Origin of the sequence: Actinomadura scrupuli (assembly GCF_050971785.1) — a bacterium.
GTDB lineage: Bacteria > Actinomycetota > Actinomycetes > Streptosporangiales > Streptosporangiaceae > Actinomadura_E > Actinomadura_E scrupuli.
This window is the reverse complement of sequence record NZ_JBPCCU010000015.1, coordinates 50,178-66,429: the sequence shown is the minus strand read 5'-3', so window position 1 is coordinate 66,429 and position 16,252 is coordinate 50,178. Positions and strand designations below refer to the sequence as shown.

Sequence of the window (16,252 nt, the reverse complement as noted above, 5' to 3'; positions counted from 1 at the left end):
GCCCGGGCGGCGCGTGCGCAGGCCGTACGGCATTCCGGCCGGGCGGGAGACGGCCGCCGGGCGCCCGCCGCGTGACCATGCCTTCGGCCGGGCTCGCATCTCGACCAAGCAAGTGCTTGGTGCTAGCGTGGGCGCACGATCTACGCTGGAGGAGCTCGGGATGACCACGATGCGGGCCGCGGTGCTGCGGGAGTTCGGCTCCCCCCTGGAGATCATGGACGTGGAGGTCGAGGACCCCCGCGCGGGCGAGGTACTGGTGAAGATCGCCGCCTCCGGCATCTGCGGATCCGACCTCAAGACCCTCGACGGCAAGAGCCCGGTGGCCCGGCAGCTTCCGGTCATCCCCGGCCACGAGAGCGCCGGGGTGGTCACCGCGACGGGCCCCGGGGTCACCTCCGTCAAGCCGGGCGACCACGTCATCGTCGCCATGAACGGCCCGTGCGGCCGGTGCCGCAACTGCGCGCGCGGCCGGGCCCACCTGTGCAGCGCCAAGTCGCGGATGGCGGCCATCATGGGCCTGATGGCCGACGGCGGCACCCGGCTGAGCATCGGGGGCGAGACCGTACGCCCGTACATCGGCATCGGGTCGTTCGCGGAGTACACCGTGGTGGCCGAGGCCATGTGCGTCAAGGTGGCCCAGGACACCCCGCTCGACCTGCTCTCCCTCACCGCCTGCGGTGTGGTCACCGGGATCGGCGCCGTGCTCAACGTCGCCCGGGTGGAGCCGGGCGCCAGCGTGCTGGTCGTGGGGTGCGGCGGCGTGGGCCTCAACGTCGTCCAGGGCGCGGTGCTGGCCGGAGCCACCACGATCATCGCGGCGGACGTGCTCGACTCCAAGCTGAGGCTGGCCGAGGAGTTCGGCGCGACGCACACGCTCCTCTCCGACGACCTGCCCAAGCAGGTCGGTGAGATCGTCCGCGGCGGGACCGACTACGCCTTCGACGTCACCGGCAGCCCCGCCGTGCTCGCCGCGGCGTTCGGCGCCACCCAGCCGGGCGGCACCACGGTGATGGTGGGCAGCCCGCCTCCGGGCAAGGACCTGGAGATCCCGGCGGCCACCCTGTTCGGTTCGCGCAGGCTCATGGGCACCCAGGGCGGCGACGCGATGCCCGCCCGGGACCTGCCGTTGCTCGTCGACCTCTACCGGCGCGGCCGGATCAACCTGGAGGGACTGGTCAGCGAGCGGGTACCGCTGGAGAAGGTCAACGAGGCGGTCGAGCACGTCCGCTCGGGTGCCGTCGCCCGCTCCGTCATCGTCTTCGACCAGGGCTGAGGGGCACCGGTGCCGGCCCAGCACGTCGGGTCCAACCTGCTGCAACTCCGCTGGAACGTGCCGCAGCCGAAGGTGGCGGACTTCGAGGCGTGGTACGACGAGGAACACCTGGCCGACATGGTCGCGGTCCCCGGCATCCTCGGCGGACGGCGCTTCGCGAGGGTGGCCACCGGCTTCTCCAGCCCCACCGAGTTCGGGTTCGTGACGCTCTACGAGCTGGCCGATCTGGAGCCGATGCGGCGGCCGGAGTTCCAGCGCCTGGTGGAGGCGCCCAGCCCGTGGACCCGCAGGGTCGCCTTCGACCTGGAACTGGCCCGGACGGTCTACCGGCGGCTCGGTCCCCTACCCGGCCACGGAGAGGTACCCGGACCTGGAGAGCAGGACGTGGCCGGGGAGAGGCGGGAGACCGGCTCCGCGCTGCTGCACGTGATGATGTCCGCGGAACCCTCGGTGCTGGAGGACTTCCACGGCTGGTACGACGAGGAGCACCTGCCCGCGCTGCTGGGCGTCCCCGGGGTGCTGGGCGCCCGCCGCTTCCAGACGGCCGACGACGGCGCCGGCTTCGGCCGGCACGAGTCGGAGGCCGGCCTGGACTTCCTCGCGGTGTACGAGCTCGCGGACACCGGCGTCGTCGACACGGCCGCCTTCCGCGCCGCCGGCAGTGCCACTCCGCGCCGGGAACGGCTGGGCGACGCCGTACGGGCGCACGTCCAGGTCTACCGGCAGGTGTTCCCCGCGAAAGGAGCGCTCGAATGAAGGTCGGGGCCCTGGACGTCACTCCCGTCGACGACGGCGTCGGGCACGTCACCCCGGCCCAGCTGTACGCGGCCGGCGGCAAGGAGCGGCCCGGCAAGGGCGCGCACGACGAGGACTGGGCCGAGCACCCCGGGTTCCTGTCCGGCGCCGGGCAACTGGAGATGCCGGTCGGGACGTTCCTGATCCGTACCGGCGAGCGGGTCGTGCTGGTCGACGCGGGATACGGCCCGCAGGCCCCCGCGACCGTCTCCGGGCCGCGGCTGCCGGAGAACCTCGCGGCCGCCGGCGTGGGCCGGGAGGACGTCACCGACGTGATCCTGACCCACCTGCACACCGACCACATCGGCTGGTGCGCGGTCGACGGCGTGCCGACCTTCCGCAACGCCACCTACCGGTGCGCCGCGGCCGACTGGGCGTACTTCGCGGCCGGCACCGGCGACACGGCCTTCCACCGGTTCGCCGCCTCGACCCTGGGCCCGATCGAGGACCGTTTCGAGACCTGGGACGGGGAGAGCACCCTGGCGCCGGGCCTGGACGTCGTCCCTGCGGCCGGTCACACACCGGGCTCCGCCACGGTCGTGCTGACCTCGGAGGGGCAGCGTGCCGTGCTGCTCGGCGACGTCGTCCATCATCCGGTCCAGCTCCTGGACGACGCCTGGGAGCGGGTCGTCGACGTGGACGAGGCCGCCGCCCGCCGTACCCAGCGGGCCGTCGTCGCCGAGCTCGTCCGCGGCGGGACCCCCGTGGTCGGCGCGCACTTCCCCGGCCTGCGCTTCGGCCTGGTCGACGAGCGGGACGGCCGCCGCCGGTGGGAGCCCCTGCCGTGACCCGCCCGAAGGCGCGGGTCCAGGACGTGCCGGAGGAGCCGGTGCACGCCTGGGAGCCACCCGCCTACCGGGTCGACGAGCACGGCAAGGTCGTCGGAGCCGCGCCGGGCACCCCGCACAACTGGGGACGCTGGGGCCCGGACGACCAGATCGGCTGCGCCAACCTGATGACGCCGCGGACCGTACGGGCGGGCGCCGCGATGGTGCGGACGGGCAGGTCGTTCTCGCTCGGGCTGCCGATCGGGGGCCCCACGACAGGCGCCGTGCCCACTCCCCTGGTACTGCGCTCCTCGGCCACCGGCGACGCCGTGCTGGATCCGCCCCAGGCCCATCCGCCCTACTCCGACGAGGTCCTGGTGATGGGGACCCAGACCTACACCCAGCTCGACGGGCTGGCGCACGTCGCCCAGGACGACACCATGTACAACGGCTACTGGGCGGGGCTGGTCACGGCAGGACGCGGGGCCAGGCGGCTGGGCATCCACCACCTCAGGCAGGGCGTGATCGGCCGGGGGGTGCTGCTGGACGTCGCCCGCCACCTCGGGCTCGACCGGGTCCCCGCGGACACCGAGATCGGCCCGGATCTGCTGGAGGCGGTGCTGTCCGCGACGGGCCTGACGACCGCGCCCGGTGACGTCCTGCTGGTGCGGACGGGCGTGCTCGGCGGCTGGGACGGCGTGCGCGGCAGCCTCGGTCTCGCCCCGCAGGCGGGACTGTCCGCCGAGGCCGCCGGCTGGGTCGCCGAGCGCGACCTCATGCTGGTCGGCGCCGACAACTCCGCGGTCGAGGCCCTGGACGCCTCGGCGGGGTCCTGGCGGATCCCCTTCCACATCTCCGCGCTGCGCGATCTCGGCCTGCTGCTCGCCGAGCTGCTGTGGCTGGACGACCTCGCCGAGGACTGCGCCCTCGACGGCGTCCACGAGTTCATGTTCGTCGCCCAGCCGCTGCCCATCGTCGGCGGAGCCGGCTCCCCCCTCAACCCCATGGCGATCAAATGACGGCGAGCCGGTCCCGGCCGGCCGGTCAGGCGCCCGACCCGGTCTTGGTCTGGCCGAGGTAGGAGGCGAGCAGCTCGTCCCGGTCGTGCAGCCTGTCGGCGGGCGCCTCCAGGACGATCCGCCCGCCGCTCATCACCGCGGCGCGCTGGCAGACCCGGATCGCCAGGTGGACGTTCTGCTCGATGACCAGCAGGGCGGTACGCGCCCGTACGGCCACGAGCGCCCCGGCGACGGCCTCGGCTACGACCGGGGCGAGCCCGAGCGAGGGCTCGTCGATGAGCAGCAGCTTCGGGGCGGCCACCAGGGCCCGGCCGATGGCGACCATCTGCTGCTCACCGCCCGACAACGCGAAGCCGAGCCGGTCGCGCAGCGGGACCAGCGCGGGGAACAGGTCGTAGACGTCGTCGAAGCCGAACCCCTCCGCGCGCCCGCGCCGGGGGGTGGTCCCGATCTGGAGGTTCTCGTGGACGGTCAGGTCGGGGAACACGTGCCGCCCCTCCGGCACGTGGATGAGCCCCAGCCGGGCGACGTCCTCCGGCGCCACCTTGGCGAGGTCCCGTCCCTCGAAGAGCACCGAACCGGTGCAGGCGGCCAGCCGGCTGACCGCCCGCAGCGTGGAGGTCTTGCCGGCGCCGTTGGGGCCGAGCAGCGCGACGGCCTCGCCCTCGCCGACCGTCAGGTCGATCCCGCGTACGGCGTGCGTGGTGCCGTAACGGACGTCCAGGCCCTCAATCCGCAGCATCTGCAGGCTCCTCCAAAGATTTGCCCAGATAGGCGCTGATGACCCGTTCGTCCCGCCATACCTCGTCCGGCCTGCCCCGCGCGATCACCTGGCCGAGTTCGAGCACCACGAGGCGATCGCACAGCGCGTCCAGGAAATCGATCTTGTGGTCCACGATCACGAGCGTGTTGCCCGCGGCGCGTACCTCGCTCAGGAGCGCCGCCAGCTCCGCGGTCTCGCCGTCGTTCAAGCCCGCGCTCGGCTCGTCGAGCAGCAGGACCACGGGGTCGCCGGCGAGTGCTCTGGCCAGCTCCAGCAGCCGCTGCCCGCCGTAGCTGAGCCGCGCGGCGGGCTCGGTCGCCTGGCCGGCGATGCCGACGGTCTCGAGCGCCGCCATCGCCTTCGCCCAGCGCAGCCGTTCGTGCCGCCACATCAGCGGGCGGACCGGCCAGGCCCCGGCGAGCCCGCGCCACCGCCGGTCGGAGGTGGACAGCAGCACGTTGTCCAGGCAGGACAGCTCGCCGTAGACCTGCGGAGCCTGGAAGACCCGGGCGACGCCGGCCCGGCGGGCCGCCGTGGGACGGCCCAGCCGGACCGCCGAGCCCGCCACGGTCAGCGAGCCGCGGGCGGGCACGATCCCGCAGACGGCGTTGAGGAACGTCGTCTTCCCGCTGCCGTTGGGACCGACCAGGCCGAGCAGTTCCCCCTCGGCCACCTCGAGGCTCACCCCGTCGACGGCGCGCACACCGCCGAAGGCGACGGTGATGTCGTCGGCTTTCAGCATCGGTCACCTCCGATCATCGGTCACCTCCGGTGCCGCCGGCCCGGGTGCGGCCGCCTCAGGCGCGCCCGGCTCCGGTGCGGTCGCGTCGGGCACGGCCGGGTCGGGCACGGCCGGGTCGGGCACGGCCGGGTCGGGGGGACGCCTGAACCGCTGCCCGAACCGCTGCGCCGAACGGGCCGACAGGGCCCGGATCGGCCGCCGGACGGCCGCCGCGATGCCGCCGGGCACGGCCAGCACGACGATCAGCAGCAGCACGCCGTAGGCGATCGCGCTGTACTGCTCGATCCCGGACAGCAGCCGGGGCAGCGCCACGTACACCGCCGCGCCGATCAGCGCGCCCCAGATCGAGTCGATCCCGCCGAGCAGCAGCATCAGGAAGATGCCGATGGACAGGTCGATGCCGAAGGAGTCGGTGCCGATGACACCCTGCCAGTGCCCGATGAGCGAGCCGGACAGCCCGCCCAGCGCCGAGCCCAGCACGAACAGCACCAGCTGGACGCGCTGCACGCCCACTCCCGCGAGCGAGGCCACCAGCCCGTTCTCCCGGGCGGCGATGGCCTCCCTGCGGAGCGGGGACCGCTCGATGAACGCGGTGAGCACCAGGCAGGCGGTCAGGACGCCGAGGAACAGCCAGAAGACCTCGTCGTCCCGGACGAACTCGATGCCGAACAGCGAGGCCGGCGGGATGCCCACCGCCTGGCCGTTGGCCCCGGTGAACCCGGTGGCCTGCTGGAACACGATCGTGCCGACCTGGGTGACCGCGAACGTCGCGATGGCGAAGTAGAAGTGCTGTGCCTTGCGCACGAGCATTCCCACGACCGCCGCGGTGAGCGCCGTGACCACGACCGCGGTCGTCACGCCCAGCAGGAACGAATGACCCCCGCCGGTACGGGTCACCCAGGCCGAGGTGTAGCCGCCGAGCGCCATCATGAAGGTCTGGCAGAAGGCGAACCGCCCGGCCAGCCCGAACACCAGGTAGAAGCCGAGCCCGGCGATCGCGTAGACCAGCCACAGGTTGAGCAGGAACTGGTTGGACCGTGAGGTGGCGACCGCCGGACCCGCCAGCGCGACGACGGCCACGAAGACCACGATGGCGGGGAAGTGCCTGCTCCGGTAGTCCGGCGGCCGCACGGCCGCCGTGCCGCCGCCCGGCCCGCCCGCCGGGCGGCCGATCACGCTGGTCCATCCGGTGGCGTTCACAGGCGGCTCCGGGTGAGGTTGACCAGGCCTTCGGGGCGGATCGCGATGACCACGAACAGCACGACGGCGGGGAAGGTGGCCGCGTAGTCGGGCAGCAGGTATCCGCCCACGAGCTGCTGGATGAGCCCGATCACCAGTGCCCCGATGACCACGCCGCCCAGGCTGCCGAACCCACCGAGCACGGCCGCGGCGAACGCGGTGACCATCAGGCCGAAGCCGAAGTTGAGATCGACGGCGCCCAGCGGGGCGACCAGGATCCCGGCGAGCGCGGCGAGCATCGACGACAGCGCGAACGCTCCCATCGCGACGGTCCTCGTGCGGATGCCGGTGAGCCGTGCCATCTCCGGGTCGGCCGCCAGCGCCCGGACCTGGCGGCCGAAGGGCGTGCGCTGGAAGACGTACAGCAGCAGCACGACGGCCAGCGCGCAGACGACCACGATGAGGACTCGCTGGTAGGCGATCGCGGCTCCCCCGACGTGCAGCACCCGGCTGCCCACCGGGGTCGCCAGCGTCTTGGGCTCCGAGCCCTGCCACACCGCGATGACCCCGCGGATCACGATGGCCGCGGCGAGCGTCGCGATGACGACCACCATCGGCGGCCGGTCCCGCAGCGGTGCGTAGGCGACCCGTTCGATCAGCACTCCCACCAGGCCCATCACCGCGATCGCCACCAGGTAGCCCGCCACCGTGGGCAGCCCGAGCGTGGAGATCGCCCAGACGCCCAGGTAGGCGCTCAGCGTGATCAGGTCTCCGTGTGCGAAGTTGACCACTCCGGTGGCCTTGTAGAGGACCAGGAACCCGAGCGCGACGACCGCCAGCACGGCGCCGTAGGCGATGCCGCTGGCCGTCAGCGCGATGAACTTGTCGATGGTCGTGTCACCCCCTCGGCGAGACCCCGTCCGGTCAGCTCGTGGCGGCGTTCTGGGCCGGGAAGGTGTAGGTCTCGATCTCCTGGGTGGTCCCGGCCGTGGAGAACTTGTCGATGGACACCTCGTGGCTCATGATGTGGGCGCCGTCGGCCTTGTAGGTGTCGGAGCAGACGACCTTCTCGGTGACCGACACCTGGGCCATCGCCGCGTTGACGGCCGCCGGGTCGGTGCTGCCCGCCTTCTCGATGGCCGCCTTGGCCACCCAGACCGCGTCGTAGGAGTCCGCCGCCAGGTCCGTGGGAACGGTCCCGTACTTCTGCTGGTAGAGCGCGCCGAAGTCCTTGGCGACCTGGCGTTTGGATCCGCTGGTCGGGTCGCAGGACACGACCGAGTAGACGTTCTTCAGCAGGTTTCCGGGGACCAGCTTGTACTGCACCGCGATGTTGGTCGAGGAGGAGCCGATCAGCGGCACGGTCAGGCCGTTCTGCGCCATCTGCTTGATCTGAACGGCCAGCGGGTTCGGGAACGCGAAGGTGATGACCGCGTCCGCGCCCTTCATCTTCAGCACCGTCGGCGTGACGTCGGTGGCGGTCGGGTCGTACTTGCTGACCGCGAACGGCTGGAGCGACTTGGCCTGCAGCGCGGTGGTCAGGTCGGCGATGTTCGTCGTGCCGTACGACTCGCTGGTGCCGGTCAACGCGACCTTGGAGGCCTTGAGCGTCTCGGTCGCGTACTTGACGGCCGCCTGGTCCTTGTAGCCGTCGAAGGGCTGCAGCAGCCAGAGCCACTTGCTGCCGCCGGGCGAGCCGAAGCGGATCGAGGAGGTCGAGCTGGAGGTGGCCAGCATCGGGATGCCGGCCCGGTCGATCTGGGACTTGGCCGCCAGCACCGCGCTCGCGGAGGGGATGCCGAGCATCATCGCCGGCTTCTTGTCCACGCCCTGGAGGAACTGCGAGGTCGCCTTCTGGGGATCGGCCACCGACAGCGGCACCCGGTCCAGCGTGACCTTCTGCCCGCCGATGCCGCCCGCCGCCGTGATCTGCTCGATCGCGAGCTGGGCACCGTTCTGGTAGTCGTTGATGGCCGCCGCGCTCTCGCCCTTGATCTCCCACAGGCCGACCAGCTTGATCGGGCCGTCGAGCCCCTTCGACTCGCCCCCTCCATCTCCGCCGCCGTTACCGCACGCCGCCACCAAAAGGGCGGCGGACACGACCATCGACATCCCGAACACTCTCAACGCAGTCCTCCTGGAACACAGCTGTTCGCCCGCCCCCGGGCTGGGGGTTCAGAATGTACCAAGCGCTTGTTAGAGTCAATGCCCGGTGATCTCCCTGCTCAAGGAGCTGCCATGGCCCGCATCCGTCCTCCAGCGGAATTCGACCTCGATTCCGTCGGGGAACTCGACCAGCGCGAACGGATCGGACAGGTCCACGCCTCCATCCTGGCGCACCGCCCGAAGATCGCGCATGCGGTCAACGAGGCGTACCGGCAGGCCCTCGACGAGGAGGGCACGCTGCCCGACCGGCTGGTCGAGCTGGTCCGGATCCGGCTGGCCTTCCACAACCAGTGCCGCAGCTGCATGGCGGTCCGCTACCGGTCCGGCATCGACGCCGGGGTCACCGACGAGCTGGTGTGCTCGCTCGCCAGGCCCGCCGAGGCCGCGGACCTGACGCCCGCCGAGCGCGCGGCCCTGCGCTTCGCCGACCTGCTGGCCACCGACCACCTGTCGATCGACGAGTCCGTCTACGACGACCTGCGGCGGCACTTCGACGAGGGCCAGATCGTCGAGCTCGGCCTGCGGTGCGCACGGACGATCGGGTTCGGCAGGCTCAACGCCACCTGGATGAACATCGACCATCTCCCGGAGCGTTTCAAGGACGCCCAGGGAGTCCTGACCCCCTGGGACGGCGAGACGATCGCCTGGTGACGGCCACCGCGCTGGTGCTGGAGGACTACCGGCGGCTGGTCCGCCGGGAGCTGCCCCTGCCCGACATCGGCGACGACGACGCGCTGCTGCGGGTCGAGGCGTGCGGGCTGTGCGGCACCGACCACGAGGTCTACACCGGCCGCATGCGGTGGCCGGTCGGCTTCGTGCCCGGCCACGAGACGGTGGGCGTCCTGGAGCGCCTCGGGCCGGCCGCCGCCGCCCGCTGGGGAGTACGCCAGGGCGACCGGGTGGCGGTGAGCAACCGCCGGGCCTGCCGCGAGTGCGGGCCGTGCGCGGCCGGCGATCTGGCCGGATGCGAGCGGTTCGGCCCCTGGACCTCCTACGGCATGGAACGGGTCGCGGTGCCCCCGGGCCTGTGGGGCGGCTACGCCTCCCACCACTACCTCGCCCCCGAGTCGGTCGTGCACCGCGTGCCCGACACCCTGGATCCGGTCACGGCCACCCTGTTCAACCCGCTGGCCGGCGGCCACACGTGGGCGGTCCAGGTGCCCGCCACCCGCCCGGGCGAGGTGGTGGCGGTGCTGGGGCCCGGGATGCGGGGCATCTGCGCGGTGGCCGCCGCGAAGGCCGCGGGCGCCCGCCACGTGCTGCTGACGGGGTTCGGCCCGCGCGACGGGCCCAGGCTGCGCGCCGCGCTGGAGTTCGGCGCCGACCAGGTGGTGGACACCGCCCAGGAGGACCCGGTGACCGCGCTGCGCCAGGCGACCGGCGGGCAGGCCGACGTCGTCGTGGACGCCACCGCCAACGCCCCCGCGGCGTTCGGCCAGGCCGTCGCGCTGGCCGGGCTCGGCGGCCGGGTCGTCATCGCGGGCATCCGCGGCGAGGGCGTGCTCGCCTCCTGCGAACCCGACCTCATCGTGTCCCGGGAACTGCGGCTGATCGGGGTGCGCGGAGTGGCGACCGGCGCGCACGAGCAGGCGCTGCGGCTGCTGGCCGCAGGACGCTTCCCCTTCGGCTCTCTGTCGCGGGCCGTCGCGGGCTTCGACGGCCTGTCCCGGCTGCTTCTGACGATGGCCGGGGAGACCGGCGACCCGCCCCCCATGCACGCGGTCTTCACCCCCGGGGAGCCCCGCGCATGAGACTCCGCATGCCACGCCGCATGACATCCCACATGACACGCCGCATGACGTTTCAGGACGCCCACGAGATCGAACAGGTCGTCTACCGCTACGCCGTGGCCATCGACACGTGCGACTGGGACCTCCTCGACGGCTGCTTCACCCCGGACGCGGCGATCCGGATGAGCGTCGCGGGCCGCTACCCCTCCCCCGCCGACTACCGCGAGAAGGCGAAGGCCACGCTGGCCACCCTGGACGCCACGCACCACGTCTTCTCCAACGTGCGGGTCGCCGTCGACGGCGACCACGCCGCCGCGCACAGCTACTACCAGGCCCAGCACGCGCGCAACGAGCTCGCCCCGGACCCGCTGCTCATGATCGGCGGATGGGTCGAGGACGAGTTCGCCCGGATCGGCGGGCGCTGGCTCATCACCTCCCGGAAGGGCACCGCTGTCTGGTTCGACGGCAACCCCGCCGTCCTCGGGCTCGACGTCGTACCCGGGGCGAACCCCGCGGCGGCCCGCCGGCCGGCCCGCTGAGCGCCTCACCCCCCGCCCCGGCGATTCCCCGGTCCCGCCGGCTTCGAGGCGCGGGCCGGGTCCGGGGAACGGATGCGGTGCGTGCGGCGTCCCAGAGTCGGTAGGTTCAGGCGGAAACCCGCCCAGGAGCGTGAGGACCGCAGGTGACCGAGACTCCCCAGCAACCCCAGGACGACCCCCGGCCCGCCGGGGAACCCACCCCGCCCGCCGCGTCCTCGTCATCGCCCTCGTCCGAGCCGCCCGGCGACCCTGTTGACACCGCGACACCCGCGCCCGGCGACGCGGAGCCGACCGGCAGCACCGACAGTGCCCACAGCACCGACAGCACCGACAGTGCCGACAGCAGAGAAGCGGACGCGCCCGGCGTTCAGGAGGACGCTCAGCCGGCCGCATCGGAGCCGAGCCTGCCGCAGCCGCCGCCCTACCGGGGCGTGTACGGGCAGCCGCCCGGCGCGCCGCCCTCCGCGTACGGCCGGCAGCCGTACGGCCCACCGCAGGGACCACAGCAGGGACAACCGCAGTGGGGCCCGCAGCCACAGGGACAGGGACAACCGCCGTACGGCCCCCCGCAGCCGGGACAGCAGCCGCCCGTCTACGGCGCCCAGCCGTACGATCCGGCCTACGGCGGGTACGACCCCCGCTGGGGCTACGGGCCGCCCGGCAACCCCGAGCATCCCGAGTACGGGCCGCCCACCGGCGACGAGACCACCATGGCGCTGTTCTGCTACGTCGGCGCGCTGCTCGGCGGCTTCCTCGTACCGCTCATCCTGTACTTGATCAAGAAGAACGAATCTCGCTTCGTGCGCTTCCACGCGGCACAGGCACTGAACTACACGCTCACCCAGCTGATCGTGCTGGTCGGCGTGCTGGTTCCGCTGGGCGTGCTGGCCATCGTGACCCACCAGCCCGCCTTCCTGGTCCCGGTCGCCGTGGTGTGGCTGTACGAGGTCATCGCGCCGTACGTGTGGATGATCCTGGGCACGATCCGCAGCAGCCGGGGCGAGTGGTACACGCTGCCCAAGTGGACCTGCTTCCGGATGGTCCGCTGACCCCGTGCCGGGCACGCGCCCTTAGTTCAGGTACGTCGCCACGTACTCGTCGAGCACCGGCAGCACCTGGTCCCGGCCGCCGCCCGGGAGGCGCAGCACGACCTCCTCGATGCCGAGCGACGCGTAGTAGTCCAGCTTCGCCGCGTTCGGCAGGGTCCCGAACGGGACGACGGTGGCCGTCGCGGGGTCCCGGCCCGCGCTCTCGTACGCCTGGGCCAGCCGGGGCAGTGCCTCGCGGATCCCGGCGCCGCCGATCGGCAGCCAGCCGTCGGCGTAGTCCGCGATGGCGGCGAAGAGTTTGGGCCCGGCGGCGCCGCCGATGAGCACCGGTACCCTCCCGGCCGGCTTCGGCCACGCCCAGCTCGCGTCGAAGCCGACGTACTCCCCCTTGTAGCGGGCCTGTTCCTGGGTCCACAGGGCCCGCATGGCCTGCACGTTCTCCCGCACGACCGCGCGGCGGTGCGCCCAGGACACCCCGTGGTGGGCGGCCTCCTCGACGTTCCAGCCGTAGCCGATGCCGAGGACGAACCGGCCGCCGGAGATCTGGTCGAGGGTGGCGACGGCCTTGGCGGTGACGATCGGCTCGCGCTGGGCCGGCAGGCAGACACCGGTGCCGAGGGTGATGCGGGAGGTCACCGCCGCCGCGGCGGCGAGGGCGATCAGCGGATCGACCATCCGGGCGTAGTCCTCGGCCAGCGTCTCGTCCCCGGACGTACCCTTCAGGTAGGACGCCTGCCAGGTGGCTCCCGCCCCCGGCCCGGCCGGTGACGGGGTCGTCCTGGCCACCGGGATGTGCGTGTGCTCGGGCAGGTAGAGGGAGGCGAAGCCGCGGTCCTCGGCCTCGCGCGCCAGCAGGTGGGCGGGCATCGCCCGATCCGTCGCGATCATCGTGATCCCCAGCCGCATGCGCGCAGTCCCTTTCGTCGGCGCCGGCCGGCCTTTCGGCCGGGCGACGAGCGTCACATCCATCGACCAAGCGATTGCTCGGTTGTTCCATTTTGATGTAGCGTGCGCTTGTTCGGGAAGTCGGGAGGAGGATTCGGCAGATGCCATTCGCTGACCTGGGCGATGTTCGTCTGTTCTACACGGACGACGGACCCACCGGAACCGCGACGGCCGAGCGGCCCCCGCTGCTGCTCGTGCACGGCTTCGGCGCCGACTCGCACGACTGGGTCTGGCACATCCCGGCGCTGAGTGAGGAACACCGGGTCATCGCGGTCGACCTGCGCGGGCACGGTTACTCCTCGGCTCCCGAGGACGGATACCGGCCGCAGGACCTGGCGCTCGACCTCGTACGGCTGCTGGACGCGCTCGGGATCGAGCGGGTCGTGGCGTTCGGCCACTCGATGGGCGGACTGGTCGTCAGCGCGCTGGCGGTCGAGCATCCCGCCCGGGTGCGGGCCCTGGTGTGCGTCGACCCCGGATACGGCAAACAGGACGCGCTCGCCCCCTACCTGGCCACCCTCGCCGCGAACATGCGCGACGACGCGCACCGGCAGGCACTGGCCAACGACGAGTGGTGCTACACCTCCGCGAGCCCCGCGTTCCTGCGGAACTGGCACGCCCGGAAGATCCTCGGCACTCCCCCGCATGTGCTGGCAGCGGCCTTCACCGCGATGTTCAGCGCGGACGACCAGATGGGAATCCGGTCGGCGAGCGAGGCCTACCTGGCCGGGCGGGAGTGCCCGGTGCTGTCCTTCTCGTTCGACCCCGAGCAGTCCGCCTGGGAGGCGGCCCTGTTCAAGGATCCGGTCTCCACCACGGTGACCTGGGCCGGATCCGGCCACCGGCTGCACGCGGAGCGTCCGGCGGAGTTCCTGCTCGTCGTCCGGAACTGGCTCGAAAAGCTCGACCACAGCTGATTCAGAGGAGAAGTTTGCCGTGAAGTTCTCGATCTTCCTCAACCCGCAGATTCCCGGGTCGGGCTATGCGGCCGAGGAGAACGCCGTCGCCAAGCGTCCGATCGGCCGGGACAACGAGTCGTACCAGAAGCTGCTGCACGAGGTGCGGGAGATCGCGGTCCACGCGGACCAGATCGGCTTCGACGCGCTGATGATGACCGAGCACCACTTCCACTCGGAGGGGTTCGAGTTCTCGGTCAACCCGCTGATGTTCCTGACCGACCTCGCCGCCCGCACCGAGCGGATCCTGCTCGCCCCGCTGGGCCTGGTGCTGCCGTCCTGGGACCCGATCCGGGCCGCCGAGGACGTCGCGTTGCTGGACCACTTCTGCAAAGGCCGGCTGCGCCTCGGGGTGGCCCGCGGTTACCAGAAGCGCTGGATGGACGTGCTCGGCCAGCGCTGGCACGCCGCCGCGGCCGCGTCGGACGGCAAGGCCGCCGACACCCGCAACTTCGACGTGTTCGGTGAAGTACTCAAGATCATGAAGCTGGCGTGGTCGGAGGACCTGCTGCGCTACAAGAGCGACGTCCTCGACTACGAGGTCCCGCAGCCCTTCGACACGGGCATCGAGGGCTGGCCCGCGCAGGAGTGGACGCAGAAGTTCGGTGCCCCGGGCGAGATCGATGAGAACGGCGTCATCCAGGGCGTGTCGGTCTGCCCGAAGCCCTACCAGTACCCGCACCCCGAGCTGTGGCAGCCGTTCACCATCTCCAACCGCTCGGTGGTCCGTGCCGCCCAGGAGGGCATCCTGCCGTGGATGTTCACCCCGAACCCCGACGAGCACGCCGAGAAGGCCAAGCTCTACCAGGAGGAGTGCGCCAAGGTCGGCAAGGACTACAAGCTCGGCGAGCACACCGGCATCCTCAAGATCATCGGCATGGCGGACAGCCGCGAGGAGGCCATCGCCACCTACGGCAAGGGCATGCAGAAGGACTTCGCCAAGTTCTTCGGCCCGTTCGGCTACCTGGAGGTCCTCCGCAAGAAGGAGGACGACAAGCACCAGGCCATCAGCCCCGAGAAGGGCGACTTCAAGCGCATGAACGACGTCGAGATGGCGCTGCTCGGCACCCCTGACGACGTCAAGCGCGGCATCCAGCGGATGCTCGACCGGATGCCCGACCTGGAGTGGTTCGGCCTGTTCATGCAGGGCCAGCAGGGCGTGCTGCCGCTCGACACCGTGAAGCGGAACCTCGAGATGTTCGCCACCAAGGTCATCCCCGAGTTCCAGGACTGATCCGGTCCCGCGCGGCGGCGTTTCCCGGGCCGGGCCTCCTCCACGTGCCCGCCCGCGCATGTTTTCCCCCGGCGTGGTCCCTGTGGCCGCCTGAGCCTCCTCCCCTCGGGCGGCCGCAGGACCGCATACCGGTCCCTGACACGGCATGACAGGAGTAGCTGATGGAGTTCTGGCTCGGGGCCTCGTTCGCGGACACCGGCGAGATGATCGGGCTCGCGCAAGCCGCGGACCGGCTGGGGTACGACGCCGTCGCGGTGTCGGACCACTTCTTCTACGCCGAGTACGACACGCCCTATCCCTACTCGGAGGCGGGCGCGCCCCCGTACCGGCCGGACACCCACTGGCCGGACCCCTGGGTCCTGATCGGCGCCATGGCGGCCGTGACGGAACGGGTCAGGTTCGCCACCAACGTCTACATCCCGCCCGCGCGGGACCTGTTCACCGTCGCCAAGGCGGTGTCCACGGCCGCCGTGCTCGCCGACGACCGGGTGCTGTTCGGGGTCGGCGTCGGCTGGTGCAAGGACGAGTTCCTGCAGACCGGCCAGGACTTCCACACCCGGGGGAAGCGGCTGGACGACATGATCCCGGCCCTGCGCGCGCTGTGGCAGGGCGGGATGGTCGAGTACCACGGCACGTGCTACGACTTCGGGCCGCTCAGCATCTCCCCCACACCGTCGCGGCCCGTCCCGGTCTACGTCGGCGGCGACAGCGACGCGGCGCTGGCCCGCGCGGCCCGGATCGGCGACGGCTGGATCGGCAACCGCATCTACGGCGAGGACCAGCTCGGCGAGCTGCTCGACCGGCTCAGCCACCATCTCTCGGCGCACGGCCGCACCCTCGACGACCTGCGGGTGATCGCACCCATCGGGGCGATGCCCAGCGCCGACCTCTACCGCAAGTGGCACGAGCGCGGTGTCGACGGGACCCTGGCGGCCCCCTGGTGGATGGCCACGCCCGAGGAGACGGCGAAGTACGGCACCAAGCGGTCCGGTGGCCTCCCCCTCAAGGTCGCCACCATGGAACGCTTCGCCGAGGAGATCATCGCGAAGATGTGACCGCCGAGCCGTGACCGCGGCGGCGGGGCGGGCGGCGGCG

The 16,252-nt window shown here is 72.0% G+C and carries 17 protein-coding genes; 11 read left to right on the top strand and 6 right to left on the bottom strand.

Annotation, left to right across the window (positions count from 1 at the left end):
• Positions 1 to 160: 160 nt before the first annotated feature.
• From ACRYCC_RS41745 to ACRYCC_RS41730, 4 genes are read left to right on the top strand one after another with little or no spacing between them, the layout of a single operon-like run.
• Positions 161 to 1,273 (top strand): alcohol dehydrogenase catalytic domain-containing protein, encoded by a 1,113-nt coding sequence (locus ACRYCC_RS41745; protein ID WP_433819670.1) that lies wholly within the window; start codon positions 161 to 163, stop codon positions 1,271 to 1,273.
• Positions 1,274 to 1,282: 9 nt separating this feature from the next.
• Positions 1,283 to 2,029 carry a hypothetical protein gene (locus tag ACRYCC_RS41740; protein WP_433819669.1) on the top strand — a complete coding sequence of 249 codons (747 nt, stop codon included), beginning with the start codon at positions 1,283 to 1,285 and terminating at the stop codon, positions 2,027 to 2,029.
• On the top strand, positions 2,026 to 2,856 hold the full coding sequence (locus tag ACRYCC_RS41735; protein WP_433819667.1) for an MBL fold metallo-hydrolase: 831 nt from the start codon (positions 2,026 to 2,028) through the stop codon (positions 2,854 to 2,856). Before ACRYCC_RS41740 ends, ACRYCC_RS41735 begins: the two co-directional genes overlap by 4 nt.
• Positions 2,853 to 3,854, top strand: coding sequence for a cyclase family protein (locus ACRYCC_RS41730; RefSeq protein ID WP_433819666.1), 1,002 nt, complete (start codon positions 2,853 to 2,855; stop codon positions 3,852 to 3,854). The genes ACRYCC_RS41735 and ACRYCC_RS41730 overlap by 4 nt, the downstream gene beginning before the upstream one ends.
• A 25-nt stretch (positions 3,855 to 3,879) precedes the next feature.
• On the opposite strand, the gene ACRYCC_RS41725 is transcribed toward ACRYCC_RS41730, so the two are convergent.
• The 5 genes from ACRYCC_RS41725 to ACRYCC_RS41705 form a co-directional block, all read right to left on the bottom strand.
• Entirely contained in the window at positions 3,880 to 4,596 is a 717-nt protein-coding gene (locus tag ACRYCC_RS41725) for an ABC transporter ATP-binding protein (RefSeq protein ID WP_433819665.1), read from the bottom strand.
• Positions 4,583 to 5,359 carry an ABC transporter ATP-binding protein gene (locus tag ACRYCC_RS41720; RefSeq protein WP_433819664.1) on the bottom strand — a complete coding sequence of 259 codons (777 nt, stop codon included), beginning with the start codon at positions 5,357 to 5,359 and terminating at the stop codon, positions 4,583 to 4,585. The genes ACRYCC_RS41725 and ACRYCC_RS41720 overlap by 14 nt, the downstream gene beginning before the upstream one ends.
• Before the next feature lie 3 nt (positions 5,360 to 5,362).
• On the bottom strand, positions 5,363 to 6,559 hold the full coding sequence (locus ACRYCC_RS41715) for a branched-chain amino acid ABC transporter permease (RefSeq protein WP_433819663.1): 1,197 nt from the start codon (positions 6,557 to 6,559) through the stop codon (positions 5,363 to 5,365).
• Complete coding sequence (locus tag ACRYCC_RS41710; protein ID WP_433819759.1) at positions 6,556 to 7,395, bottom strand: branched-chain amino acid ABC transporter permease; 840 nt, start codon at positions 7,393 to 7,395, stop codon at positions 6,556 to 6,558. The genes ACRYCC_RS41715 and ACRYCC_RS41710 overlap by 4 nt, the downstream gene beginning before the upstream one ends.
• Before the next feature lie 67 nt (positions 7,396 to 7,462).
• Positions 7,463 to 8,659 (bottom strand): ABC transporter substrate-binding protein, encoded by a 1,197-nt coding sequence (locus tag ACRYCC_RS41705; RefSeq protein WP_433819758.1) that lies wholly within the window; start codon positions 8,657 to 8,659, stop codon positions 7,463 to 7,465.
• A 117-nt stretch (positions 8,660 to 8,776) separates the two neighbouring features.
• Here ACRYCC_RS41705 and ACRYCC_RS41700 point away from each other — a divergent pair, with 117 nt between their 5' ends.
• From ACRYCC_RS41700 to ACRYCC_RS41685, 4 genes are all read left to right on the top strand, one after another.
• Positions 8,777 to 9,355, top strand: a complete 579-nt coding sequence (locus ACRYCC_RS41700; protein WP_433819662.1) for a carboxymuconolactone decarboxylase family protein — start codon at positions 8,777 to 8,779, stop codon at positions 9,353 to 9,355.
• Positions 9,352 to 10,455: a zinc-dependent alcohol dehydrogenase gene (locus ACRYCC_RS41695; RefSeq protein ID WP_433819661.1), complete on the top strand. Its 1,104-nt coding sequence runs from the start codon at positions 9,352 to 9,354 to the stop codon at positions 10,453 to 10,455. Before ACRYCC_RS41700 ends, ACRYCC_RS41695 begins: the two co-directional genes overlap by 4 nt.
• Positions 10,456 to 10,499: 44 nt before the next feature.
• Positions 10,500 to 10,973, top strand: coding sequence for a nuclear transport factor 2 family protein (locus ACRYCC_RS41690; protein WP_433819660.1), 474 nt, complete (start codon positions 10,500 to 10,502; stop codon positions 10,971 to 10,973).
• A 143-nt stretch (positions 10,974 to 11,116) separates the two neighbouring features.
• A complete protein-coding gene (locus ACRYCC_RS41685; RefSeq protein WP_433819659.1) occupies positions 11,117 to 12,022 on the top strand; it encodes a DUF4870 domain-containing protein in 906 nt (301 codons plus the stop codon).
• Between the two features lie 21 nt (positions 12,023 to 12,043).
• Here ACRYCC_RS41685 and ACRYCC_RS41680 read toward each other — a convergent pair whose 3' ends face one another.
• Positions 12,044 to 12,928 carry a TIGR03619 family F420-dependent LLM class oxidoreductase gene (locus ACRYCC_RS41680; protein WP_433819657.1) on the bottom strand — a complete coding sequence of 295 codons (885 nt, stop codon included), beginning with the start codon at positions 12,926 to 12,928 and terminating at the stop codon, positions 12,044 to 12,046.
• A gap of 140 nt (positions 12,929 to 13,068) precedes the next feature.
• On the opposite strand from ACRYCC_RS41680, the gene ACRYCC_RS41675 reads away from it, so the two are divergent.
• From ACRYCC_RS41675 to ACRYCC_RS41665, 3 genes are all read left to right on the top strand, one after another.
• Positions 13,069 to 13,884 carry an alpha/beta fold hydrolase gene (locus tag ACRYCC_RS41675; RefSeq protein ID WP_433819655.1) on the top strand — a complete coding sequence of 272 codons (816 nt, stop codon included), beginning with the start codon at positions 13,069 to 13,071 and terminating at the stop codon, positions 13,882 to 13,884.
• Positions 13,885 to 13,903: 19 nt separating this feature from the next.
• The gene (locus ACRYCC_RS41670) at positions 13,904 to 15,157 is read left to right on the top strand and encodes an LLM class flavin-dependent oxidoreductase (protein WP_433819654.1); all 1,254 of its coding nucleotides are present in this window, start codon (positions 13,904 to 13,906) and stop codon (positions 15,155 to 15,157) included.
• A 161-nt stretch (positions 15,158 to 15,318) separates the two neighbouring features.
• A complete protein-coding gene (locus ACRYCC_RS41665) occupies positions 15,319 to 16,212 on the top strand; it encodes a TIGR03619 family F420-dependent LLM class oxidoreductase (RefSeq protein WP_433819652.1) in 894 nt (297 codons plus the stop codon).
• The last annotated feature ends 40 nt before the right edge of the window (positions 16,213 to 16,252 follow it).